We start from the raw sequence: 20,780 nt of genomic DNA, 5'->3' as shown, positions 1-20,780 counted from the left end.
ACTTGCGTGGCGAGTGCCGGACCATTGTGCCCACCCCATCTATGTGTGTAACGAAACTGGCGGGCTGCTGTTTGCCTCGCCCAGATCGAACGAGAAATTGAGCCCGATCGCGGGCCGTCTGTGCCCATAGCCGCCGTCGAAGAAAGGCATCACACGTGTCGGCGGTGCTCTCCCGGCGGAATCGAGCTGGGGGACGGCGATGTTGTCGATCCTGGCGCTGTCGAGAACGTTGTGCGCGGCCTTGGCCGCGAGGCTCGCGCTGTAAAAAAATGCGCCGCTTAGCGCGGTGCCCGCTGTGCCCACTTCCTGCGCTTGAGCGAGCACGCAAACCCATAGCGCCACACACACCGTCGTCGCACGCCGCGTCACTTTCATCGCATTGCTAACCGAATCCACCGTCTCTCTCCAAAGAGCCGGGAAGCCTGTGCTCGGCATCCCGGCAGATTCGACTTTACCGCCGCAGCATACGAATCAATCGAGAGAAGTGAAGACAATTCGGACCGCAAATTGTCTTATCCGCGCAACCATGATTCGACCCCGGAAATTCGCAAAAGACGGGGACGATGAAAGAGCCGCAAGTGCGGCGATGAAAATGCTGCGGTGCGGGAAACCGTGCCACGCAGCGGCCCGGCAACGTGTACATGCAGCCCCTTTCTGTCACCTCGCCGGTGCATAATGAACCTCCCGCCGATGCAGTCCATGGCCGTCCTTCCTGGAGTCCGCCATGCAAGTGAGAAACGAGGAATTCGTCACCCATCTGCTTTCCGACGTCGTGGAATTCGCGCGTGCGCGATTACCCGAACCCACCTTCCAGATCGTCGAACCCTTTCTGCGGCATTACTACGACTTCGTCGATGCAGAGGACTTGCGCAGCCGCAGCATCGCCGATCTCTACGGCGCCGCCATGGCGCACTGGCAGACGGCGCAGCGCTTCGTCCCGGGCGCCGAGCGCATGCGGGTCTACAACCCGATCCTCGAGCAGCACGGCTGGCATTCGGACCACACCGTGATCGAGATCGTCAACGACGACATGCCGTTTCTCGTCGATTCGGTCTCGATGGCCGTCAACAAGCTCGGGCTCGCGCTGCATTCGGTCATGCACCCGGTGTTCCGGCTCTGGCGCGGCCAGGACGGCACCATCGTGCGCACGGACGTGGGCGGGGTGGGCGCCGATGACGGGCAGTCGCAACTCGCCTCATTCATTCATTTCGAAGTCGACCGCTGCGGCGATGCAGCAAAACTCGAGGAGTTGCGTGCCGCTATCGCGAAGGTGCTGGGCGACGTGCGCGCGGCGGTCGAAGACTGGCCGAAGATCGTCGAGGTGGCGCGCGGCACGATCAAGACCATGAAGGCGCGCGAGAGCAGCGCGGAAGACGTCGAATCACGCGCGTTCCTCGAGTGGATGGTGGCCGACCATTTCACGTTCCTTGGCCAGCGCGATTACGCGCTCGTCGAGCACGGCGACGGGTTCGCGCTGCGCGGCGTGGAAGGCTCGGGCCTTGGCATCCTGCGCGAGTCGCTGCGCGCGCCCGGCGCGCCCGACATCACGCCGCTGCCGAGCGCCGCGACCGAGATCATCACCGGCGCGTGGCCCATCTTCCTGACCAAGGCGAACTCGCGCGCGACCGTGCACCGCCCCGGCTACCTCGACTACGTGGGCGTGAAGCTCGTGGGGCCGGACGGCAAAGTGTGCGGCGAGCGGCGCTTCGTTGGCCTCTACACCTCCACGGCCTATATGGTCTCGAGCTCCGAGATCCCCATCGTGCGCCGCAAGTGCGCGAACATCGTGCTGCGCGCGGGCTTCCTGCCCAAGGGGCACCTCGGCAAGTCGCTCGTGACCGTGCTCGAAACCTGGCCGCGCGACGAGCTCTTCCAGGCCGACGAAGACGAGCTCTTCGATGTCGCAATGGGCGTATTGCGGTTGCAGGAGCATCAGCGCACGCGCCTGTTCGTGCGGCGCGACCGCTTTGGGCGCTTCGTGTCCTGCCTCGTATACGTTTCGCGCGACAAGTACAACACGGATCTGCGCCGCCGCATTGCAAGCCTGCTCATGGAGGCCTTCAACGGCCAGTCGGTGGAATTCACGCCACTGCTATCCGAGTCGGCCCTCGCCCGTATTCATTTCGTTGTCCATGCGAAATCTGGCGAGATGCCCGACGTCGATACGCGCGAGCTGGAGGCGAGGCTCGTGCAGGTCACGCGGCGCTGGCAGGACGATCTCGCCGATGCCTTGCTCGACGCGTTCGGCGAAGAGCAGGGCACGCGGCTCCTGCATCGCTACGCCGACTCGTTTCCCGCGGGCTATCGCGACGATTATCCGGCGCGCACGGCGGTGCGCGACATCGAGCTCATCGAGCGCGTGCAGGGCACGCGGCGCATCGCGATGAATCTGTACCGGCCCATTGAAGCCGGGCCGCGCGCGTTCCGCTTCAAGGTGTATTGCACGGGCGAGGCCATTGCCTTGTCGCGCAGCCTGCCGATGCTCGAGCATCTCGGCGTGCGCGTGGACGAAGAGCGGCCGTACGTCATCGAGGCGCCGGGCTGCGAGAGCGCCTGGGTGCACGATTTCGGGCTCGAACTCGCCGACGACGCGGAGTTCGACATCGAACGCGTGAAGGACCTGTTCGAAGACGCATTCGAAGCCGTGTGGAGCGCGCGCATCGAAAACGACGACTTCAACCGTCTCGTGCTGCGCGCGTATCTGAGCGCGCGCGAAGTCACCATCCTGCGCGCGTACGCGAAGTACCTGCGCCAGGTGGGCTCGACGTTCAGCGACGCTTATATCGAACGCGCCCTGACCGGCAACCCCGCCATCGCGCGCCAGTTCGTCGAGCTGTTTCTGATCCGCTTCGACCCGGCCGTGGGCGATCTGGGCGAGGGGCGCGAGGCGCGCACGGAGCGCGCGCTCAAGGCTATCGAAAGCGCGCTCGACCAGGTGCCCAATCTCGACGAAGACCGCATTCTCCGGCAGTTCCTCGGGGTGATCAACGCGACGCAGCGGACGAACTATTTCCGGCGCGATGCGGATGGCGCTTTGCTCCCGTCGCTGTCGTTCAAGTTCAATCCGGCGAAAGTGCCGGGGCTGCCCGAGCCCAAGCCGATGTTCGAGATCTGGGTCTACTCGCCGCGCGTGGAAGGCGTGCACCTGCGCGGCGGACGCGTCGCGCGCGGCGGCCTGCGCTGGTCCGACCGGCGCGAGGATTTCCGCACCGAAGTGCTCGGCCTCATGAAGGCGCAGATGGTGAAGAACGTGGTGATCGTGCCGGTGGGCTCGAAGGGCGGCTTCGTGGTGAAGAATCCGCCGCCGCCCACCGATCGCGAAACGTGGATGCGCGAAGGCATCGCGTGCTATCAGACCTTCCTGCGCGGCCTGCTCGACCTCACCGACAACCTCGTGAACAACGCGATCGTGCCGCCCCCCGACGTGGTGCGCCACGACCCCGACGACCCGTATCTGGTGGTGGCGGCGGACAAGGGCACGGCCACCTTCTCCGACTACGCGAACGCGATCTCGAGCGAGTATGGCTTCTGGCTCGACGATGCCTTTGCCTCGGGCGGCTCGGTGGGCTACGACCACAAGAAGATGGCGATTACCGCGCGCGGCGCCTGGGAATCGGTCAAGCGGCACTTCCGCGAAATGGGCGTCGACACGCAGGCGACCGATTTCACCGTGGTCGGCGTCGGCGACATGTCGGGCGACGTGTTCGGCAACGGCATGCTGCTTTCGCCGCATATCAAGCTCGTGGCGGCGTTCGATCATCGGCATATCTTTCTCGATCCCAACCCCGACCCAGCGACGAGCTTCGCGGAACGCAGCCGGCTCTTCACGCTCGAACGCTCGAGCTGGGCCGACTACGACCCCGCGGCCATCTCGGCGGGTGGCGGCGTGTTCCCGCGCACCGTAAAGACGATCCCGCTTTCGCCCGCTGTGCAGAGTGCGCTCGGCATCGATGCGGCCGCGCTCACGCCCAACGAATTGATCCGCGCGATCTTGCTCGCGCCGGTCGATCTGCTTTACAACGGCGGCATCGGCACCTATGTGAAAGCCGTGCACGAGACCAATGCGCAGGTTGGCGACAAGGCGAACGACGCCGTGCGCGTCAATGGTGCGGACCTGCGCTGCAAGGTGGTGGGCGAGGGCGGCAACCTGGGCGTCACGCAGTTCGGCCGTATCGAGTTCGCGCAGCGCGGCGGACGCATCAATACCGACGCCATCGACAATTCCGCGGGCGTCGACTGCTCGGATCACGAAGTCAACATCAAGATCCTGCTGGGCCTCGTGGTGGCCGATGGCGAGATGACGATGAAGCAGCGCAACATGCTGCTCGCCGACATGACGGACGAAGTCGGGCTGCTCGTGCTGAGCGACAACTACTACCAGACCCAGGCGCTCTCGATCGCGGGCCGCTACAGCGCGGAACTGCTCGACGCGGAGACGCGGTTCATGCGCTGGCTCGAACGCGCGGGCCGTCTGAACCGCGCGATCGAATTCCTGCCGACCGACGAGGAAATCACGGAGCGCCAGAGCGAGAAGCTCGGCCTCACGTCGCCGGAGCGCGCCGTGCTGCTCGCCTACAGCAAGATGTGGCTCTACGATGCGTTGCTCGAATCGGACGTGCCGGAAGACCCGCTCGTCGCACATTTGCTGATCGACTACTTTCCGAAGCCGCTGCAGCAGCGCTTCAGCGAACCGATGCAGCGCCATCCGCTGCGCCGCGAGATCCTTGCGACGCATCTGACGAACGCGCTCGTGAACCGGGTGGGCTGCGCGTTCGTGCATCGCCTGATGGAGGAAACGGACGCGCAACCCGGCGATATCGTGCGCGCCTGCATCATGGCGCGCGACGTGTTCGACCTGAACGACGTGTGGCGCGACATCGACGCGCTCGACAACCGCGTGCCCGACGACGTGCAGGCGCGCATGTTCGTCGACGTCGCGCGACTGCTCGAACGCGCGGCGCTCTGGTTCCTGCGGCATTTGCAGTCGGGCGCCGTGGACGACGGCGGCACGCTGCTCGCGCGTTGCCGCGACGCGGCACAGCGGCTCGCGCCACAATTGCCGGCGTTGCTGCCCGCCGCCGATCTCGAAGCGTTGTCGGCGCGTCAGGCCGAGCTCGTGAACGCCGGCGTGGAAAGCGCGTTGGCCGTGCGCGTGGCGAGTGGCGAGACTTCCATCGCACTGCTTGATATTGCCGATGTGGCGGCCGCCTGCGATCGTCCGCTCGAGCACGTGGCGGCAGCGTATTTCGCGCTGGACACGCGCCTGAATTACGGCTGGATCGGCGAGCGCGCGGCGGCGCTGCCGACACCCACGCATTGGGACACGATGGCGCGCGCGGCGGCGCTTGCGGAGGTCGCGCGCCTCAAGCGTGCGCTCACGACCAACGCACTCGCGCAGGCCCCCGACACGGAGGATGCGCAAGCGCTCGTGGATGCCTGGTGCGAGCAGCACGAGGCTGCGCTCGAGCGCTATGGACGCCTGCTCGCCGAGTTTCGCGCGACGAGCGGCGTGAGCCTTTCGGTGCTGCTGGTGATCGTGAGGGCGATGGCGGCGCTGGAGCGGCCTTGAGGCGTAGGGCGTCATACGGGAGCCGCTGAATGCCTATGCGGTTCCCGTGCTGCTCGAAGCGTGGGCATAGGCCGCGTCAATAGAAAATACGGTTTGAGCGGGGTGAATGGGCTTAATCCGTATGCCGATTTATGTATAAATACTTTCAATAATGCATAAACGCTTTCATTTGGCAATATGGCGCCGACGGCGTGGAATCGTAGTCTTTCTTGCAGATATATCCTCTGAAGTCACGATCCGGCTGATGAGCAAGCAAGACGCTTGCTCATATTTTGTGCACTCTGCACGACTCGCCGTCCACCGGCGAGTTGACCACACCATCACCCGCACAGCCCACGATATTTCGCGTTGACTGGAATCTCCATTCACTTCTCTGCTTGATACAAATGACTTTTCAAGTTTTGGAAAAGTCTCTGCATCAACATGACGCGCTATTTCGTTCAACCGTAATTCGAGCGATTTGCACAAGGAATAGAGCTTCGTCAAAGCGTTAAATGAATTACGCGATGGTTTGACAAAAACGTAGGTCGCCATTGGGGGTGCCATGCGATGCTGGCGCTCCAGACAGGATGGCACGAAAGCCGCGCTTGCACATGCGATTCGCGCCGTTCGGCATGACCATGAAAAGGAACCATTATGTCGTGGCTGACAGACACACTTCGGCATTACCCCGAGATCGCCATTTTTCTTTCACTCGGCATCGGTTACTGGGTGGGCGGCAAAAGCTTCAAGGGCTTCAGTCTCGGGGCCGTTACGGCCACGCTTCTCGCGGCAATCGCAATCGGCCAGCTCGGCATTACGGTGTCGGCCAACGTTAAGTCGGTGTTCTTTCTGATGTTCCTGTTTGCCGTCGGCTATGGGGTGGGGCCGCAATTCGTGCGCGGCATCGCGAAAGATGGCTTGCCGCAAGCCTTGTTCGCGGTCGTGCAGTGTCTGCTGTGTCTCGCGGCGCCCATCGTCGCTGCGAAGTTCGCCGGCTACGACCTGGGCTCCGCCGCAGGCTTGTTCGCCGGTTCGCAAACCATTTCGGCCTCGATGGGGCTCGCAACGGATGCGATCAACCGGCTCCATCTGCCGGCGGATCAGGCCAAGGCGCTGCTCGACGCCATGCCTACCGCCTATGCGGTCACCTATATCTTCGGCACGATCGGCTCGGCCATCATTCTCGCAACGCTCGGACCACGGCTGCTCGGCATTGACCTGCCCGCGGCATGCAAGGAATATGAAGCCACCCTCGGCGGCAAGGGCGCCGGCGCGCAGGAAGGCCGCGAATGGCATGACTACCAGCTGCGCGCCTATCGCATCGCCGCCGACAGCCCGTTCATCGGCCAGACGATCAGCCAGGTGGAAGCCGCCGAGCCCGCGGGCGTGCGGCTCTTCATCGAGCGCGTCAGACGCGCGGGCGCCGTCACGGAAGCCACGCTGGACTTCGTCTTGCAAGCAGGCGATATCGTGGCGGTCGCTGGCCCTCGCGATCAGCTCGTGGCGAGACTCGGTTCGCGCGGCGACGAAGTCGAAGACGCCGATCTGCTCGCGGTCACCACGGAAGGCGTGGATGTCTACGTGACCAGCAAGGCGGTGGCCGGCAAGACGCTGCAGGAGTTGGCGAACCTGCCCGGCGCACGCGGCATCTACCTCAAGAAGATCAAGCGGGGGCCGACCGAAACGCAGATCCCGGTATTACCCAATACGAAGCTCGAACGCGGCGACACCATCACGATCGTGGGCAGGACGCAGGACACCACCGCGGCCGCCAGGGCGCTAGGCGTTCTCGACCGTTCCACCACGGTGGCCGACGTTGCCTTCGTGAGCCTCGCCATCACGGTAGGCGCCTTGATTGGCGCAATCGTGATCAACGTGCACGGCATTCCGCTCACGCTCTCCACGGCGGGCGGCGCGCTCATTGCCGGGATCGTGTTCGGCTGGCTGCGGGCGATCCATCCTACCTTCGGACGTATTCCCGAACCTACCGTCTGGTTCATGAACTCCGTGGGCCTGAACGTCTTCATCGCCGTGGTTGGCATCACGGCAGGCCCGGGATTCGTCGCCGGCTTGCAGCAACTCGGCATCAGCCTGTTTCTCTGGGGGATTTTCGCTACGGCGGTTCCCTTGATCATCGGCATGTTCATCGCGAAGTATGTGTTCAAGTTCCACCCCGCAATCCTGCTCGGCGTATGCGCGGGCGCACGAACCACAACGGCCGCACTGGGAATGATCTGCGACGCGGCACGCAGTCAGGTGCCCGGACTCGGCTATACGGTGACCTACGCGGTCGGTAATACGCTCCTGACGATTTGGGGAATGGTGCTCGTGATGATCCTGAGCTGATGGTTGGACGTGTTGGACATATCGGATGTTTCGCTAACTAATCAATCGGAGCAAGTAGATGAATTCAGGAAACGACAACGCAACACAGGCGAAAAAGCTGGCCGCTCTGAGCCCGTTCGAACTCAAGGACGAACTGATCAAGGCTGCCGGTGGCGGGGCGACCGCGCGGCCCGCGGCAAATCTGCCGATGCTCAACGCTGGCCGCGGCAACCCCAACTTCCTGGCCACGATTCCGCGCCACGGCTTCTGGCAGCTCGGCCTGTTCGCCATGCGCGAATCGGAGCGCTCGTTCGCGTATATGCCTGAAGGCGTGGGCGGCTTCCCGCAGCGCGAAGGGATCGTCGAGCGCTTCGACCTGTTCGTGCGCGAGAGCAAGGGGCAGCCCGGCATCGACTTCCTGGCCGGCGCGGTGTCATACGTGCGCGACCAGTTGGGCCTTTCGGCTGGCGATTTCCTCTATGAGATGTGTGAAGGCATCCTCGCTTGCAACTATCCGGTGCCGGACCGCATGCTCAAGCTCTCCGAGATCATCGTCGGCCAGTACCTGCGCCGCGAGATGATCGGCAAGCATCCGTTCGTGGGCGAGTTCGACGTGTTCGCGGTGGAAGGTGGCACGGCGGCCATGGCGTACATTTTCAACACGATGCGGGAGAACTTCTTCATCAAGCCGGGCGACACCATCGCGCTTGGCATGCCGATCTTTACGCCGTACATCGAGATTCCGGAACTTAACGACTACCAGCTCGACGTCGTGCACCTGAACGCGACCGTCGAGAACAACTGGCAGTACTCGAAGAAGGAACTCGACAAGCTGCGCGACCCGAAGGTGAAGGCGTTCTTCCTCGTGAACCCGAGTAATCCGCCTTCCGTGAAAATCGACGAGGCGAGCCTCGAGTACATTGCCGAGATCGTCAAGGAGCGCCCGGACCTCATCATCCTCACCGACGACGTGTACGGCACGTTCGCCGACAACTTCGTCTCGCTCTTCGCACTGGCGCCGAAGAATACGATTCTCGTGTACTCGTATTCGAAGTACTTCGGCGCGACGGGCTGGCGCCTGGGCGTGATCGCGACGCACCGCGAGAACGTGCTCGACGCTGCGCTCGCGAAACTGCCGAAAGCGCAGAAGCAGGCGCTGCACAAGCGCTACGAGTCGATCACGACCGACCCGGACAACCTGAAATTCATCGACCGCCTCGTAGCCGACAGCCGCACCGTCGCACTGAACCATACCGCCGGTCTCTCCACGCCTCAGCAAGTGCAGATGGTGCTGTTCTCGCTGTTCTCGCTCATGGACACGCCCGACGCTTACAAGAATGCACTCAAGCGCCTGATCCGCAGCCGCAAGCGCGCGCTCTTCGAGACGATCGGCATTCCATTGAAGGAAGGGGATCCAAACGTAGTCGACTACTACACGCTGCTGGACCTCGAGTACTTCGGTGAACGCGCCTACGGCCGCGAGTTCGTCGACTGGCTGCTCAAGAACACCGAGCCTTCCGAACTGCTGTTCCACCTTGCCAAAGATGCCCATGTCGTGCTCCTGCCAGGCCAGGGCTTCGGCACGCCGCATCCATCCGGACGCGTGTCGCTGGCCAACCTGAATGAGGTCGACTATCGCGCGATTGGCAAGGCGATACGAACGCTCCTTCACGAATACGTGGAGCGCTTCTGCGCGCAGACAGGCAAGCACGTCTCGCGGTAAGCCTGGCGACGCCTCGCCCGACCCGTTCCTTCGGCTGAGGCAGTGCTGGTGGTCACGACGCGTCCGTCCACGCGGACGCAAACTGAAAGGAGTATTCAGATGTCCTTAGATATCGGGAAGATTACCCCGTACGACGAATTCAACTTCGAGGTGCCGCAAAACGCGTTTCCCAAAACGGGGATGTCTGCGCGGGCTGCGGCCGCGCTGGTCGAAAGCGATGAATGGACGGACACCAATCCGGTCCTGAACATGTCGTCGTTTGTGACGACCTTCGCCGAACCCGAAGCGCTGGAAACCGCCAAACGCAATATCTTCAAGAACTATATCGATCACGACATGTACCCGCAGTTGTTCGCGATGGAAACGCGAATGGTGCGCTGGCTCCACAAACTGTGGAACGGCCCGGGCGACGTGGAGCCGTACGGGACGGCGACAGTGGGTTCGTCCGAGGCGTGCATGCTTGCGGGCCTCGCGCACAAGTGGAACTGGCGGCAGCGCCGCGAAAAGGCCGGCAAGGACGCAAGCCGGCCGAACCTCGTGACCGGCGGAAACGTGCAGATCGTCTGGAAGAAGTTCATGCGCTATTTCGATGTCGAGCCACGCATCGTCCCGCTCAAGCCCGGCAAGTACCGCCTGACCGCCGACGATCTCGACCAATATGTCGACGAGAATACGATTGCCGTTGTCGCCATTGCCGGGCAGACCTTTACCGGGGAGGACGACGACTTCGCCGGCATCCATGCGTGGCTGGACGACTACGAACGGCGCACGGGGATGTCGGTGCCGATGCACATCGACGGCGCGTCGGGCGGCTTCATCCACCCGTTCCTCTATCCGGATTACAAGTGGGACTTCCGCTTGCCGAGGGTGCAATCGATCAATGCCTCGGGGCACAAGTACGGCCTCACACCGCCCGGGCTTGGCTGGGTCGTTTTCCGCGACCGCAAGGTATTCAACGAGGACCTGGTGTTCTACGTGAACTATCTGGGCGGTGAAATGCCCACGGCGACGCTGAATTTCAGCCGCAATGGCTTCCAGTTGGCTGTCCAGTACTACCAGTTCCTGCGCCTTGGATTCGAGGGCTACAGACGCGTCATGCAGCACACGCTCGACAACGCGCTCGCGCTGCGCGAAATGCTCGTGAAAAGCGGCTATTTCACCATCATGAACGACACGCAGCGCATTCCGGTGGTGGCCGTCACGCTGGACAAGAAAATCACCCGCTTCAATGAATTCGACGTGTCGAACAAGGTGCGCGAGAAGGGCTGGGTGCTATCGGCCTATACGATGCCGCCCGACGCGGAAGCGGTAAGGAGCCTGCGCGTTGTCGTGCGTCCTCACATCAACCTCAACGTTGCGAGCAATCTCGGACGCGACATCATCGAAGCTTGCCGATACCTCGAGGAGCACGGCGGCCACGCAACGCCGCCGGCGCTGCATGGGCATGCGCATCTGAAAGGCTCGTCGGCCAAGTGCTGAGCCCGGCCCCGCGGCCGGCCCACCTGGTTTGGCCGCGGGGTCTTACCGGCAAGGAGCGGCTTGTTGTTGCGCCCCGGAAATGCCAACATGCCGACAAAACGCGCCGGCCCAACATCCGCGCCAATTTCCCGTTTTGCAAGAGAATAGGGGACTCGACAGTCAGCACAAGGCGCCCAGCGATGAGTCCCGATCCCACCACAATCGACCAGGCCAGCCTGAATCTGGTGCAGATGTTTGGCGTCCTGATCGGCGGGCTGGCGCTTTTCCTGCTCGGGCTGCAATTCATGACCGGAGGCTTCAAGGCCATTGCCGGCTCGAGGCTCCAGATGCTGCTCGGCGTACTCACCGCAAACCGGTTCCGTGGCGTAGTGGCCGGCGCGCTGGTGACGGCGCTGTTGAATTCGTCCACGATCACCACCGTATTGATGGTCGGATTCGTCTCCGCCGGCTTGATGACCCTGGCCCAGTCGGTTCCGATGATCATGGGCGCGAACATCGGCTCGACGATCACGGCGCAAATCATCGCCTTCGACGTTTCCAGACTGACGCCGTTCATGCTGGCGATCGGCTTTGCCATGTACGCGTTCGGCAAGCGCGAGCTGGTGCGCAGGATCGGCGAAGTCGTGATGGGGCTCGGGCTCCTGTTTCTGGGCATCGAGTTCATGGGCGACGCCACGCGTCCGCTGCGCACGTACCCGCCATTCATCGATGCCATGCAGAACATGGAGCACCCGTTGCTGGGCATCCTGGTGGGCGCCGCTTTTACCGCGATCGTACAAAGTTCCGCTGCAACGCTAGCCATCGTCATCGCCCTGGGCGCACAAGGGTTGATGCCGCTCGAGGCGGGCATTGCGCTGATTCTGGGCGCGAACGTGGGCACTTGCGGAACGGCTCTGTTGGCCTCGATAGGCAAGTCTGCCGAAGCCATCCAGGTGGGCGTGGTGCACCTCATATTCAACGTGCTGGGTGTGCTTTTCTGGGCCTTTTTCATTCCACAAATGGCCGAACTGGCGCGCTTCGTCTCCCCGTCGTACCCCGAGTTGCAAGGCGTTGCCCGCCTGGCTGCCGAAACGCCGCGCCAGGTTGCCAACACTCACACGATATTCAGCGTGACAAACACGCTGGTGCTGATCTGGTTCTCGGGGTGGATCGCGCGGCTTGCGCGCATGATCGTCCGTACGCGGACGCCGGCAACGAAGCCGCTTGGCGATCCGGCTTACCTCGATGAAACGTCGTTGGGCGTGCCTTCGCTTGGGCTACAGCGCGTTCGCCTGGAGGTGAGCCGCTTGGGCAATGAAGTGGTCGACATCGTCCGTGATGGTACACACGTCGTGGTGAACGGATCGATTGAAGAGATCAACGCGTTGCTGGACCGGGACAAGGAAGCCGACCGGCTCTCGGCCGAAATTCTTCACTACGTCGGACGGCTCTCGAAGGCTGAGCACTCGGAACAGGAAGGGCTGCAGATGGTGGGTTTTACCCAGGTCGTCGCGAATCTCGAGAACATCAGCGACATTATCGGCACCAATTTGATGGCGGTGAGCCAGCAGCGCTTGACCGAGCGTATCGAGCTCACGCGGCTGAACGAGATCGCGAACTCACGTTTTGCCGAAGTCGTGATGCAGAATCTGGCGGCGATCGTCGAGACGATTGGCGAAGCCGGTGCGATTGTCGGGGCGCAAGGCATCGGGACGAAGGGCGAGATCAAGACGCTCGCGGCGCAGGCGCGGCAAGTCATCCTGGGTGATCTGCAACTCGCGCAGAAATCGGAGGTGCTGGACTATCAATTGGCTGTCGACATGATCGAGGAATACAAGCAGATCGCGCGCCTCTCACGCGGGATAGCCAAGGTTGTTGGGGAGATGCGGGGGAAAACTGAGCTCAGCGAGTGAGGAAATATCGGGGTTCGGTACGCTTGAATTTATCCGTCAATTTATTGCAAGCATCAAGCCCTTCATATGCTTTGGCTCATCAATATCTAAAGCATTACTGATTAATCATTACACCGGAGGCGACTGGGTCAAAGCTACCTCCCGAGTCCGCTCCGCGCCTGGCAACGGCATAGGAAAGCAGCTTCTGCGCCTCGCGGCTCGATACGTCGACACTCCGGGCGTGACTTGCGTTATCCCACACGCATGTCCACCGTCCCTCGCGTGCGCATTGCCGCGCGTAGTCGAGCAAGGCGTCACGCTCATGTTCTCGCGAAACCAGCTCGGCCCGCAGCTGCAGCGCTTCCCCGTTGCCAGGCTGCGCGGCAAGCGCGACCATGACAGCTCTGCGCGCCGGCCATAGGCTGTTCCTGTCGAGGCTTGCGCGCGCTCGGGCGACACTTCCGGCAACATCGGCGCCCGCACCGGTGTTGTCTTCACGCAAGTAGGTGCCCTCGTCGGCAATATCATCTCCGGTAGCGGCGTATTGCCTGGCGCTATGCCTATGCGCCGTGTGGATTGGCGCCTGCGATAGACGATGTGCCGGCGTGGATGCGACCACTGGCTGAGCGGTGCCATTCGCAGCTTCGCCGCTCGCCGGAACCGCAAGCGCACGCGACTGCTCGCGCACGGCCCCCTGTATCGCCAGAGCTTCGGGGGTCCGTTCCCGTTGGTCGTAACGCGAGATCCCGTACGCGGTAAATACGAGCGCGAACACCGCTACGCTGGCGAACGCATAGTAGGGCGACAGCGAGTGATGCGCGGCCGCTTCGCTTGCTGCCGCGCCACGAGACACCGCGGCGCGCTGTTTCGCACCGCACTCGGGACAAAATTTCATGGCCCCATTGAGCCGGGTCCCACAGCTGGGACACTGCCGCGAATCAGGGCCATCTCGGCGAGATTGATTGAACATTGGCACGCTACGACTTCGATAGATCCAGTTGGCCGCCGCAGTCCGCGGGCACATCGCAGAGGGGGATGAGTGGCGCGCAATCGATGGCGAATATCGCGTGTTACCGCGTGGTGGAAGAAAGCGTTGCCTCGAATATGGACTACTTCGCCGCGTAGATCAATGCGAGAATCCGCCAGGACCGCGACCTGAAGCAGCGGGACATACTCTATGTGTGCATCTGATCTGCTCAGGCGCACGTGATCTGGAGCCGAAAACCGGCGCCCGGATACCTGTAAATGTAGGTATCCTGATTAAATATCCTGTTCGACTGTGACAATGACTGTCCAGCCGTGCCATGAGGCGAGGCGCTCCTGGAATCAGCGCGATCACATGCCGCGCTCATCCGGTGACGGGAAGAGGCCAATTGCTGCTCGAGTAGGGTGCCGCATCGGGTGATGTCCCGCTTCGTGAACGGCGGCACGATCATCGCAGGATGTCTGCCAGGTCGTTGAGCGAGATCGGTTTGATGAGCCTGTAGTCGAATGGGCTGCCGCAGGTCGTCTGTTCGCCTTCGCCCTGACTGTATCCGGTCACCGCGACAAACCGGGTCATCGAGCACCGGACGCGCTCGCGCAGCAGCCGGGCCAGTTCCGCGCCGCCCATCCCGGGCATCGCGAGATCAATCAGGGCAACATCGGGTGTAAAGGTTTCGACGATTAAAAGCGCTTCAGCGCCGCTTTGTGCCCGTCTCACGTCGTGGCCATCCAGTTCGAGCAGCGTGCCGAGTGCCTCCGCCGCGTCTGCATTGTCATCGACAACAAGCAGGCGCAGCGGCGCGACTGCCGGCGCAGGCGTGGCATCCTGCCCGGACGGCCGCGCACACGCAATCGGCAGGCGTACGACCACCCGGGTTCCCTTGCCTTCACCGTCGCTGGAGATGTCAATGTCGCCATGGTGGGCGTCAACGAGATACTTCACGACCGCGAGGCCGATACCCAAGCCGCCCTCTGCGCGTGTGCGCGCGGAAGCCGACTGCGAGAACATGTTGAATACGTACGGTTGCAGTGCCGGCGTAATCCCGAGGCCGTTGTCGCGCACCGTGATGACGACCTCTTCGCAGTCTGTATGGGGCACGGGTCGGTCGCCGATGTCGGGCGCCTTCACTGATACGTCAATTTCGCCGCCGGGCGGCGTGTACTTTACTGAATTGGTCAGAAGATTCGTGAGAATCTGTATCACCCGCGCGGCGTCGGCGTAGACATGAACCGGGTAGGGCGGCAGATTGACGGCCAACCGCTGTTGCCGGTGGTCGGCCTGCACTTTCACGGCTCTCACGGCATCACCGACGATGTCCTGCAGCAGAGCACAGGAGCGATGCATCGAGAGCTTGCCATGGCGCATCCGTGAGAGGTCCAGCAGGTCGTCAACGAGGCGTCGCAACTGCGCGATCTGCCGGTCGGCGACGTCCAGCGCCGAGAGTGCGGTACCGTTGTCGTTGCAGACTTTGCGCAGCACCTTGAGTTCGACCTCGATGGGGGTGAGGGGATTGCGCAGTTCGTGGCCGAGCGTGGCGATAAAATTGTCCTTGTGTTCCTCAGCCAGGGCAAGGGCATGGTTCGCCGCCTCGGCCGCCAGCGCATGGCGCCGTGCTTCCGACTCGGCTCTCGCAATCGCCAGTGCGGCACACGTGAAATTCGCAAGTCCGGTCAGGATTCTGCGATGCTCTGCATCAAACCGGTGTTGCTTATCACAGGACATGACCCACAGGGTGCCCCACGGTTCGGGCAGACCCGGAATCGGCACCACGAGTTGCTCGACGACATCGGGTAATTGTGCATATTGCGTCGTGAAGTGGCGCTTCGGGTACGCAAAGAGCTGACTGGTGCCAAGCTCGAGCGTCAGTCCATCCGGACTGTCGTCGGCAGGAATGGCTGCCAGCGCCCCGGCGTCCAGGCCGCCATCGAGCGTCTTGCAGTGAAAACACTGTGTGCCTCCGGCGTTCTCGATGAGGTCGATGCCGGCGAGCGTCGCTCCACACAATTCGCGTGCCAGGCGCGCCAGTTCCCGCAACATGGCCCCGGCCGACGTGGTCAGCGCGTGGGCGAGGCTGTGGAGTGCCTCGTTTTCCGCCGCGAAATCCGCGACACGACGTGCTCGCTGGTCGAGCGCGGCGGTAGCGAGTACGCCGGACCGCTTTGCGCGGTCAACGGCGGCGGATGATGTCGATCGGGCCATCTTCCATTTCCTTCCGGCAAGATGCAAAGCCGGGTGGCGGCATGCGGACCTGAAAACGAACAGCCGAAACTGAATTGTAGGCCTCGCAAGACCACGGGGTACGTGTCTTGCTTCTCCAAATGGTATGACCAGAAGACATGGGGGCTTACCATGGCTACTGTCCTGCTCGCAGATGATGACCGGCAACTTCTGCGCGCCTTTCAGACCGTTCTCGAGACGGAAGGGTTTCGCGTGCTCACGGCACCGGACGGGGAAACGGCGATGGCGATTGTCACCGCTGAACACCCGGACATTGTCGTCACGGACTACATGATGCCGAAGGTCGATGGCGTGGAGCTTTGCCGACGATTGAGGGCCAATCGTGCCACAGCCGGCATTCCCGTTGTCGTCATCACGGCCGCGTTTACCGTGCCCCGTGACGGATGGAGTGCGTTATTGACGAAGCCAGTCGGCATTGCAGATCTGCTTTCAGCCATCAGGTCCTTGCTGTCGGGTGCGCCGTCCATCACTGCGCAGAAGTCCCGTAACGACGCGTAGGCTGCGAGCGTGCGGCACCCGTAGTGCCGGACAGATTAAACCCGCAGCGCACGCATGGTTGGCGCTGTAGGGCGGTTATGCGCGCAGGTTCTGAGGGCACGGCCCGATGCCAGTGGGATCCTGGTGGCGGCAATTGAGTAGTTATACTTATCATCAAGTCACTCTTTGGTTCCTCCAGCTTGATCATCTGGAGTTCGATATCGTCCGCTGAACTAGCCGGTGACTTCGGGCACGCACGTTGCGGCATGAAGTGCATCATCGTTCGACAAGTCACGGAGGCATTATGCTCAGCACCTTGCTTCTTATCGTCCTGATCCTGCTGCTGATCGGTGCCGTGCCGGCATGGCCGTACAGCCGGTCGTGGGGCTACGCGCCATCCGGCACGCTGGGGATCGTGGTTGTCATTGTTGTCGTGCTCCTGTTGATGGGAACGATCTAGTGACGGTGGTGAGAGTCGTAGTCCTCGGGATTAGAGAGGCAGCCGCTCCTTAAGCTGCCGGGGCAATCGGCCATTAGTGTCAACACGAGAATCCTCTTGATGCCGCCTCGCTGCCGAAGCGGCTTTTTCCTGCGCTGCTTCGCGCAGCAGCCTGGTGACAGACCGCATCAGAGCCCCCTGACACGCTCCCAACCGTGACGGACAGCAGCTTTGAACCGCGCCCAGGCGCTATCTGGATAGTGTGATTCCCAATGCTCGCGCGCACTCGGCTCAATCAACTGCCAGTCATGCCCGCGATATCGGTCGTCTTGTGCAAGCGCGGCTCCGTGCGCGCAGGCCCGCCGATACTCATCGTACGACATGCCGGTATGCGCGTAGTGAGCCTCATAGTCTTTCCGAAACTCATCTTCGCTGGGGGCGCTCGCCAGCGGCGCTTCCTTGATTGGATCGCCCACGACACCCGGCCTGGACGTCTGCGTGGACACGCCTGTGCGGCCATCGGGCGATGGCACTGCGCGAGACTGCGCGTAACCTGATATGCCCATTTTCACGGAACCATTGCGCCATCCACTGCTGCGTTCATCGATGTCGGCTGCGCCCGCGCGGCACATCACGTCACGGGCCAGATCGACTTGCATTTCGGAAACGTCCGCGCTGACAAGCGCTCCGCCGCGGCGAATCCATTCCCTGTAGTCCTCAGTTTCCGGCGGATACGCGCCGCGCTTGAAGAGCCGTGCAAATAATTGCTCGAGTTGATCGAATACAGGCTTGCGATGGCGCACATCGCCCCCGCCCGGTGTATAGACACGCGGTCCTTTTTCGACGGCGGCGACCGACATCGAATAAACGGCAATATCGGCTTGCGCAACGCCAGCGTCGCCTAGCGCTCGCTGTGCCGTACAGGCGTCCACGTAGCTGTCGTACACGCCCAACACGGTTTGTCTCATGACTGTCTCCCTGCGGAATCGGCCTGCGGCGATTTCGTCGCCATGTGAAAAACAGTCGCAACAGGTGTGCCCGAGCCAAACTCAACGCCACCGCAGTTTTGGGTTGGCGTCAGCGTGAACAGAAGTTCATGGTTGTGGGCCTGGATGGATTTTCTCCCATCGTGCATCTCGAGAGGCCACCTACCCAAGTCTCGTTTTGGCGGGACAGATGCATCAAATTCCGCTACCAACAGACCAATCAGGCATGGAAGCTGCGTTTCCGGACATGGCGGTGCACGTCTGGATGACTACGCGTGCCGTCGCATTGCTGCCGGCCCTGGTGCGCGTCGCGCAACGGAGCCTGCATGCGTGTTCACACGAGAACAGGGGAGGTCTTCATGCACCGGTCAATGTTAATCGCAATTATGTTGCCGCTGGCGCTCGGCGGCTGTCTTTCCTTCAGCAGTAGCGACCCGAGTCCACCGCCGCGCACGACGGTCGTGGTGCCGGCGCAGTCGACCGTCACCACGCCGGCTCCGGTATGCAGTCCTGCGCCTTGCTAGGTCCGGGCGTTTTCGCGGCGAAAGCGCAGGGCTCGACATGAGGAACACTCGAAGCTCCGGCCGGCGCAAGCGGCAGGGCGGCGCTCGAATGCCGGGCCTGGCGCATCACGGCGCTGGCGAACAACACGGCATCGTCGATGGGCAAACCCGCCGAACGCAATCCGCGCGCAGTCCAGGTGTTGCAAGTGTGAAAGGCATCGTAAGTGCCTGTGGCAGCGTAGAACACGCTTCCTGGGTAAGGACCGGCGCCGAGGCGCACTGGATGGCCCGCCGTATCGGTGCGTAGCGATGCCCGCAAATAGCTTTGTAGACCGTCTCTGCCGGTGGCGCCGATTGCGAGGTGGACTACGTTAGGTGTACCAAAGGCCTGTTCGGGCGATGCGCGTAGCGCAGTCATCAGAAGCGCGGCTTGACTCGGAAGCAGGGCCGAGAGCATCGTGAGCGGGTCATGCCGACGCTCGACGACATACTGGCGCTCACCAAAGCCGAAACAGAGAAACCGGGCGCCGTCGAAACCAAGAGTCAGTGCGGCAAGCGACGCATCCATGTCTTCGCTACGAACGCAAATATCCGTATGCCAGTCGCGCTGGACCAAGTCGATGGTGGTCGCGGCGGGCCCGTTTAAGGCCGTGGGTATCGCAGGCGGCATGGGTGGTGTATCGGCGCACGCGGCGAGCAGGCCCCCGATTGCCGTGCATAGAGCGGCGGCGAGGATACGTCCAATCGTTGCGCAGTTTTGGGTAGCGTTCTCGCGCGATCCGGATGGCGCGCGTGTGCTCATGGCAGTCGTCAGAGCAGGCCCAGGATTCAGCACACTGCAGTGACCTGAGTTCCACTTTGGGCACGAGGAATGCGTTTCGATTCGCAACGATCCACGGCTTTGCGAGGACGCTATGGGCATTCAATCAACCGGATGGTTTCCACTGAATCAGTATGCGCCTGTCCGTGACGGGTGGTACGAGGTTCGGCTTGTGAGCGGGGACACGGCATTTGCGAATTTTGATGCCGGTGAGTGGACGCAAAAGCCGCCGCTCGTTTTTACACACTGGCGCGGCCTGCGCTCCGATCCGGCCAGGTCCGGCGAAGCCGAAACGATCGATGCGGCCGCGACGGCCGCTGTAGGCGTGCGCGCGGCATGGAATGCATTCTTTCCTGGACAAGGCGACGAGCAGCATAAGCCGCTCGACGCGACTCACAGCACTTCGAAGGGCGGAAACAAGTGACACGGTGGGCTCCAGCGCGATAGTCATGGGGGAACTGGGCCCGCTCACTCTCGGCCCATGATTTTACATAAGATAAAAACTAGTCGTTGCGGAAGCTAACTTTAGCTGGCGTTACACCTGTGGGAGCCAAGTCCCACAAGCGTTAGCGGGTAGCGCCAGCAGTCGAAAACCCTTGGAAAAAATTTCCAGGGCGTGCATCCAAACGCCACGCGTTTCGGCATCTTTCGCGCTCTCGACCCTTGCGGACGCAATCACTTCAAGCGGATCAGTCCCAAGAATCTCGGCGACTCGGATCGCCGTCTTTTCGTCAAAAACTGACTGCTGGTTGCGGTACTTACTAACCGCGCCGCGCGTCACGTTCAGCGCCTTCGCCGCAGCGTAATCGGAGGGCAGGTCGAGGCGGATCTTCACCGCGTCGAGCCATTCGACTGTCGTTTTCATAGACAACCCCTTGTAAATCAAAGTGAATCAACCCGGCGTCAAAGGTACTGCGACGCTTCATTCAATGCAACAGTCTCTGGTAATGAGACGTATCAGTTATTGACACGTTTCCGTGACTGATACTATCCTTCGCCTGTCGCCCCGGCTACTGGTCCTCAACCCCGCCAGTGCTGGATTTGCTACCCGGCCGCCGGGGCGATGTTTCTCAAAAACATTGCTCTCGGGGTTGACAAGGGGAAGGCAAAATGCAAGCTTCGCAGCAACAAGTCGTTACATATCTCACCAATTTGCAACGGCTCGCGACCCTCGAAAGGGGTGCGATCACGTATTTCGGCGCCGGTTCCGCGACTGGCAAGCACACTGAATCCCGCAAACCCTCCCTCAAAACCGTCTCGCCAATTCATCGCTCGGCGCTCGGCGGCTACACCATCGAAGGTCCGTTCAATCGCCGCCCCTCGCGCATCGCTCATGCGCTCGAACGTTTTTTCTACTGGCTCGGCGCCTAACGGTTATGCGTA

Annotated in this window: 15 protein-coding genes; 9 read left to right on the top strand and 6 right to left on the bottom strand. The window is 62.1% G+C overall.

Annotated features, from left to right (window positions below; translation table 11 throughout):
• Positions 1 to 39: 39 nt before the first annotated feature.
• Entirely contained in the window at positions 40 to 435 is a 396-nt protein-coding gene (locus BO1_RS10080) for a hypothetical protein (RefSeq protein ID WP_167338326.1), read from the bottom strand.
• Positions 436 to 724: 289 nt separating this feature from the next.
• Between BO1_RS10080 and BO1_RS10075 the strand changes: the two genes are divergently transcribed.
• From BO1_RS10075 to BO1_RS10055, 5 genes are all read left to right on the top strand, one after another.
• A complete protein-coding gene (locus BO1_RS10075) occupies positions 725 to 5,569 on the top strand; it encodes an NAD-glutamate dehydrogenase (RefSeq protein WP_028217450.1) in 4,845 nt (1,614 codons plus the stop codon).
• A 636-nt stretch (positions 5,570 to 6,205) separates the two neighbouring features.
• On the top strand, positions 6,206 to 7,897 hold the full coding sequence (gene aspT / locus BO1_RS10070; protein WP_028217449.1) for an aspartate-alanine antiporter: 1,692 nt from the start codon (positions 6,206 to 6,208) through the stop codon (positions 7,895 to 7,897).
• 58 nt (positions 7,898 to 7,955) lie between these two features.
• Positions 7,956 to 9,599 (top strand): bifunctional aspartate transaminase/aspartate 4-decarboxylase, encoded by a 1,644-nt coding sequence (locus tag BO1_RS10065; RefSeq protein ID WP_028217448.1) that lies wholly within the window; start codon positions 7,956 to 7,958, stop codon positions 9,597 to 9,599.
• Between the two features lie 99 nt (positions 9,600 to 9,698).
• Positions 9,699 to 11,078 (top strand): glutamate decarboxylase, encoded by a 1,380-nt coding sequence (locus BO1_RS10060; RefSeq protein ID WP_028217447.1) that lies wholly within the window; start codon positions 9,699 to 9,701, stop codon positions 11,076 to 11,078.
• A gap of 230 nt (positions 11,079 to 11,308) precedes the next feature.
• On the top strand, positions 11,309 to 12,970 hold the full coding sequence (locus BO1_RS10055; RefSeq protein ID WP_456088864.1) for a Na/Pi cotransporter family protein: 1,662 nt from the start codon (positions 11,309 to 11,311) through the stop codon (positions 12,968 to 12,970).
• A gap of 94 nt (positions 12,971 to 13,064) precedes the next feature.
• Here the strand turns inward: BO1_RS10055 and BO1_RS60150 are convergent, their stop codons facing one another.
• The gene (locus BO1_RS60150) at positions 13,065 to 13,844 is read right to left on the bottom strand and encodes a hypothetical protein (protein WP_028217445.1); all 780 of its coding nucleotides are present in this window, start codon (positions 13,842 to 13,844) and stop codon (positions 13,065 to 13,067) included.
• Between the two features lie 537 nt (positions 13,845 to 14,381).
• Positions 14,382 to 16,133 carry a hybrid sensor histidine kinase/response regulator gene (locus tag BO1_RS10040; protein WP_028217444.1) on the bottom strand — a complete coding sequence of 584 codons (1,752 nt, stop codon included), beginning with the start codon at positions 16,131 to 16,133 and terminating at the stop codon, positions 14,382 to 14,384.
• 150 nt (positions 16,134 to 16,283) lie between these two features.
• Between BO1_RS10040 and BO1_RS10035 the strand changes: the two genes are divergently transcribed.
• Positions 16,284 to 16,670 carry a response regulator gene (locus BO1_RS10035; RefSeq protein WP_028217443.1) on the top strand — a complete coding sequence of 129 codons (387 nt, stop codon included), beginning with the start codon at positions 16,284 to 16,286 and terminating at the stop codon, positions 16,668 to 16,670.
• A 283-nt stretch (positions 16,671 to 16,953) separates the two neighbouring features.
• The gene (locus BO1_RS57285; protein WP_043284375.1) at positions 16,954 to 17,109 is read left to right on the top strand and encodes a DUF3309 family protein; all 156 of its coding nucleotides are present in this window, start codon (positions 16,954 to 16,956) and stop codon (positions 17,107 to 17,109) included.
• A gap of 167 nt (positions 17,110 to 17,276) precedes the next feature.
• Here BO1_RS57285 and BO1_RS10025 read toward each other — a convergent pair whose 3' ends face one another.
• Together BO1_RS10025 and BO1_RS50430 are read right to left on the bottom strand one after the other, a co-directional pair.
• Entirely contained in the window at positions 17,277 to 17,948 is a 672-nt protein-coding gene (locus BO1_RS10025; protein ID WP_245643757.1) for a hypothetical protein, read from the bottom strand.
• 609 nt (positions 17,949 to 18,557) lie between these two features.
• A complete protein-coding gene (locus BO1_RS50430) occupies positions 18,558 to 19,379 on the bottom strand; it encodes a DUF2459 domain-containing protein (RefSeq protein ID WP_084687862.1) in 822 nt (273 codons plus the stop codon).
• Positions 19,380 to 19,491: 112 nt separating this feature from the next.
• Between BO1_RS50430 and BO1_RS61020 the strand changes: the two genes are divergently transcribed.
• On the top strand, positions 19,492 to 19,821 hold the full coding sequence (locus BO1_RS61020; RefSeq protein WP_028217441.1) for a hypothetical protein: 330 nt from the start codon (positions 19,492 to 19,494) through the stop codon (positions 19,819 to 19,821).
• A gap of 111 nt (positions 19,822 to 19,932) precedes the next feature.
• On the opposite strand, the gene BO1_RS10010 is transcribed toward BO1_RS61020, so the two are convergent.
• A complete protein-coding gene (locus tag BO1_RS10010) occupies positions 19,933 to 20,262 on the bottom strand; it encodes a helix-turn-helix domain-containing protein (RefSeq protein ID WP_028217440.1) in 330 nt (109 codons plus the stop codon).
• A gap of 245 nt (positions 20,263 to 20,507) precedes the next feature.
• Between BO1_RS10010 and BO1_RS50425 the strand changes: the two genes are divergently transcribed.
• The gene (locus BO1_RS50425; protein ID WP_043284373.1) at positions 20,508 to 20,768 is read left to right on the top strand and encodes a hypothetical protein; all 261 of its coding nucleotides are present in this window, start codon (positions 20,508 to 20,510) and stop codon (positions 20,766 to 20,768) included.
• Positions 20,769 to 20,780: the final 12 nt, after the last annotated feature.

This window comes from Paraburkholderia oxyphila NBRC 105797 (assembly GCF_000685075.1).
GTDB lineage: Bacteria > Pseudomonadota > Gammaproteobacteria > Burkholderiales > Burkholderiaceae > Paraburkholderia > Paraburkholderia oxyphila.
Note: the sequence above shows the minus strand (reverse complement) of the source record. Positions and strands in the feature narration are given on the sequence as shown.

Coding starts and splice junctions, on each gene's coding strand:
- BO1_RS50425 (WP_043284373.1), top strand. CDS start 20,508: ATGCAAGCTTCGCAGCAACAAGTCGTTACATATCTCACCAATTTGCAA.
- BO1_RS57285 (WP_043284375.1), top strand. CDS start 16,954: ATGCTCAGCACCTTGCTTCTTATCGTCCTGATCCTGCTGCTGATCGGT.
- aspT (WP_028217449.1), top strand. CDS start 6,206: ATGTCGTGGCTGACAGACACACTTCGGCATTACCCCGAGATCGCCATT.
- BO1_RS10065 (WP_028217448.1), top strand. CDS start 7,956: ATGAATTCAGGAAACGACAACGCAACACAGGCGAAAAAGCTGGCCGCT.
- BO1_RS50430 (WP_084687862.1), bottom strand. CDS start 19,379: ATGAGCACACGCGCGCCATCCGGATCGCGCGAGAACGCTACCCAAAAC.
- BO1_RS10075 (WP_028217450.1), top strand. CDS start 725: ATGCAAGTGAGAAACGAGGAATTCGTCACCCATCTGCTTTCCGACGTC.
- BO1_RS60150 (WP_028217445.1), bottom strand. CDS start 13,844: ATGAAATTTTGTCCCGAGTGCGGTGCGAAACAGCGCGCCGCGGTGTCT.
- BO1_RS10010 (WP_028217440.1), bottom strand. CDS start 20,262: ATGAAAACGACAGTCGAATGGCTCGACGCGGTGAAGATCCGCCTCGAC.
- BO1_RS10035 (WP_028217443.1), top strand. CDS start 16,284: ATGGCTACTGTCCTGCTCGCAGATGATGACCGGCAACTTCTGCGCGCC.
- BO1_RS10040 (WP_028217444.1), bottom strand. CDS start 16,133: ATGGCCCGATCGACATCATCCGCCGCCGTTGACCGCGCAAAGCGGTCC.
- BO1_RS61020 (WP_028217441.1), top strand. CDS start 19,492: ATGGGCATTCAATCAACCGGATGGTTTCCACTGAATCAGTATGCGCCT.
- BO1_RS10025 (WP_245643757.1), bottom strand. CDS start 17,948: ATGTCGGTCGCCGCCGTCGAAAAAGGACCGCGTGTCTATACACCGGGC.
- BO1_RS10055 (WP_456088864.1), top strand. CDS start 11,309: ATGTTTGGCGTCCTGATCGGCGGGCTGGCGCTTTTCCTGCTCGGGCTG.
- BO1_RS10080 (WP_167338326.1), bottom strand. CDS start 435: ATGCCGAGCACAGGCTTCCCGGCTCTTTGGAGAGAGACGGTGGATTCG.
- BO1_RS10060 (WP_028217447.1), top strand. CDS start 9,699: ATGTCCTTAGATATCGGGAAGATTACCCCGTACGACGAATTCAACTTC.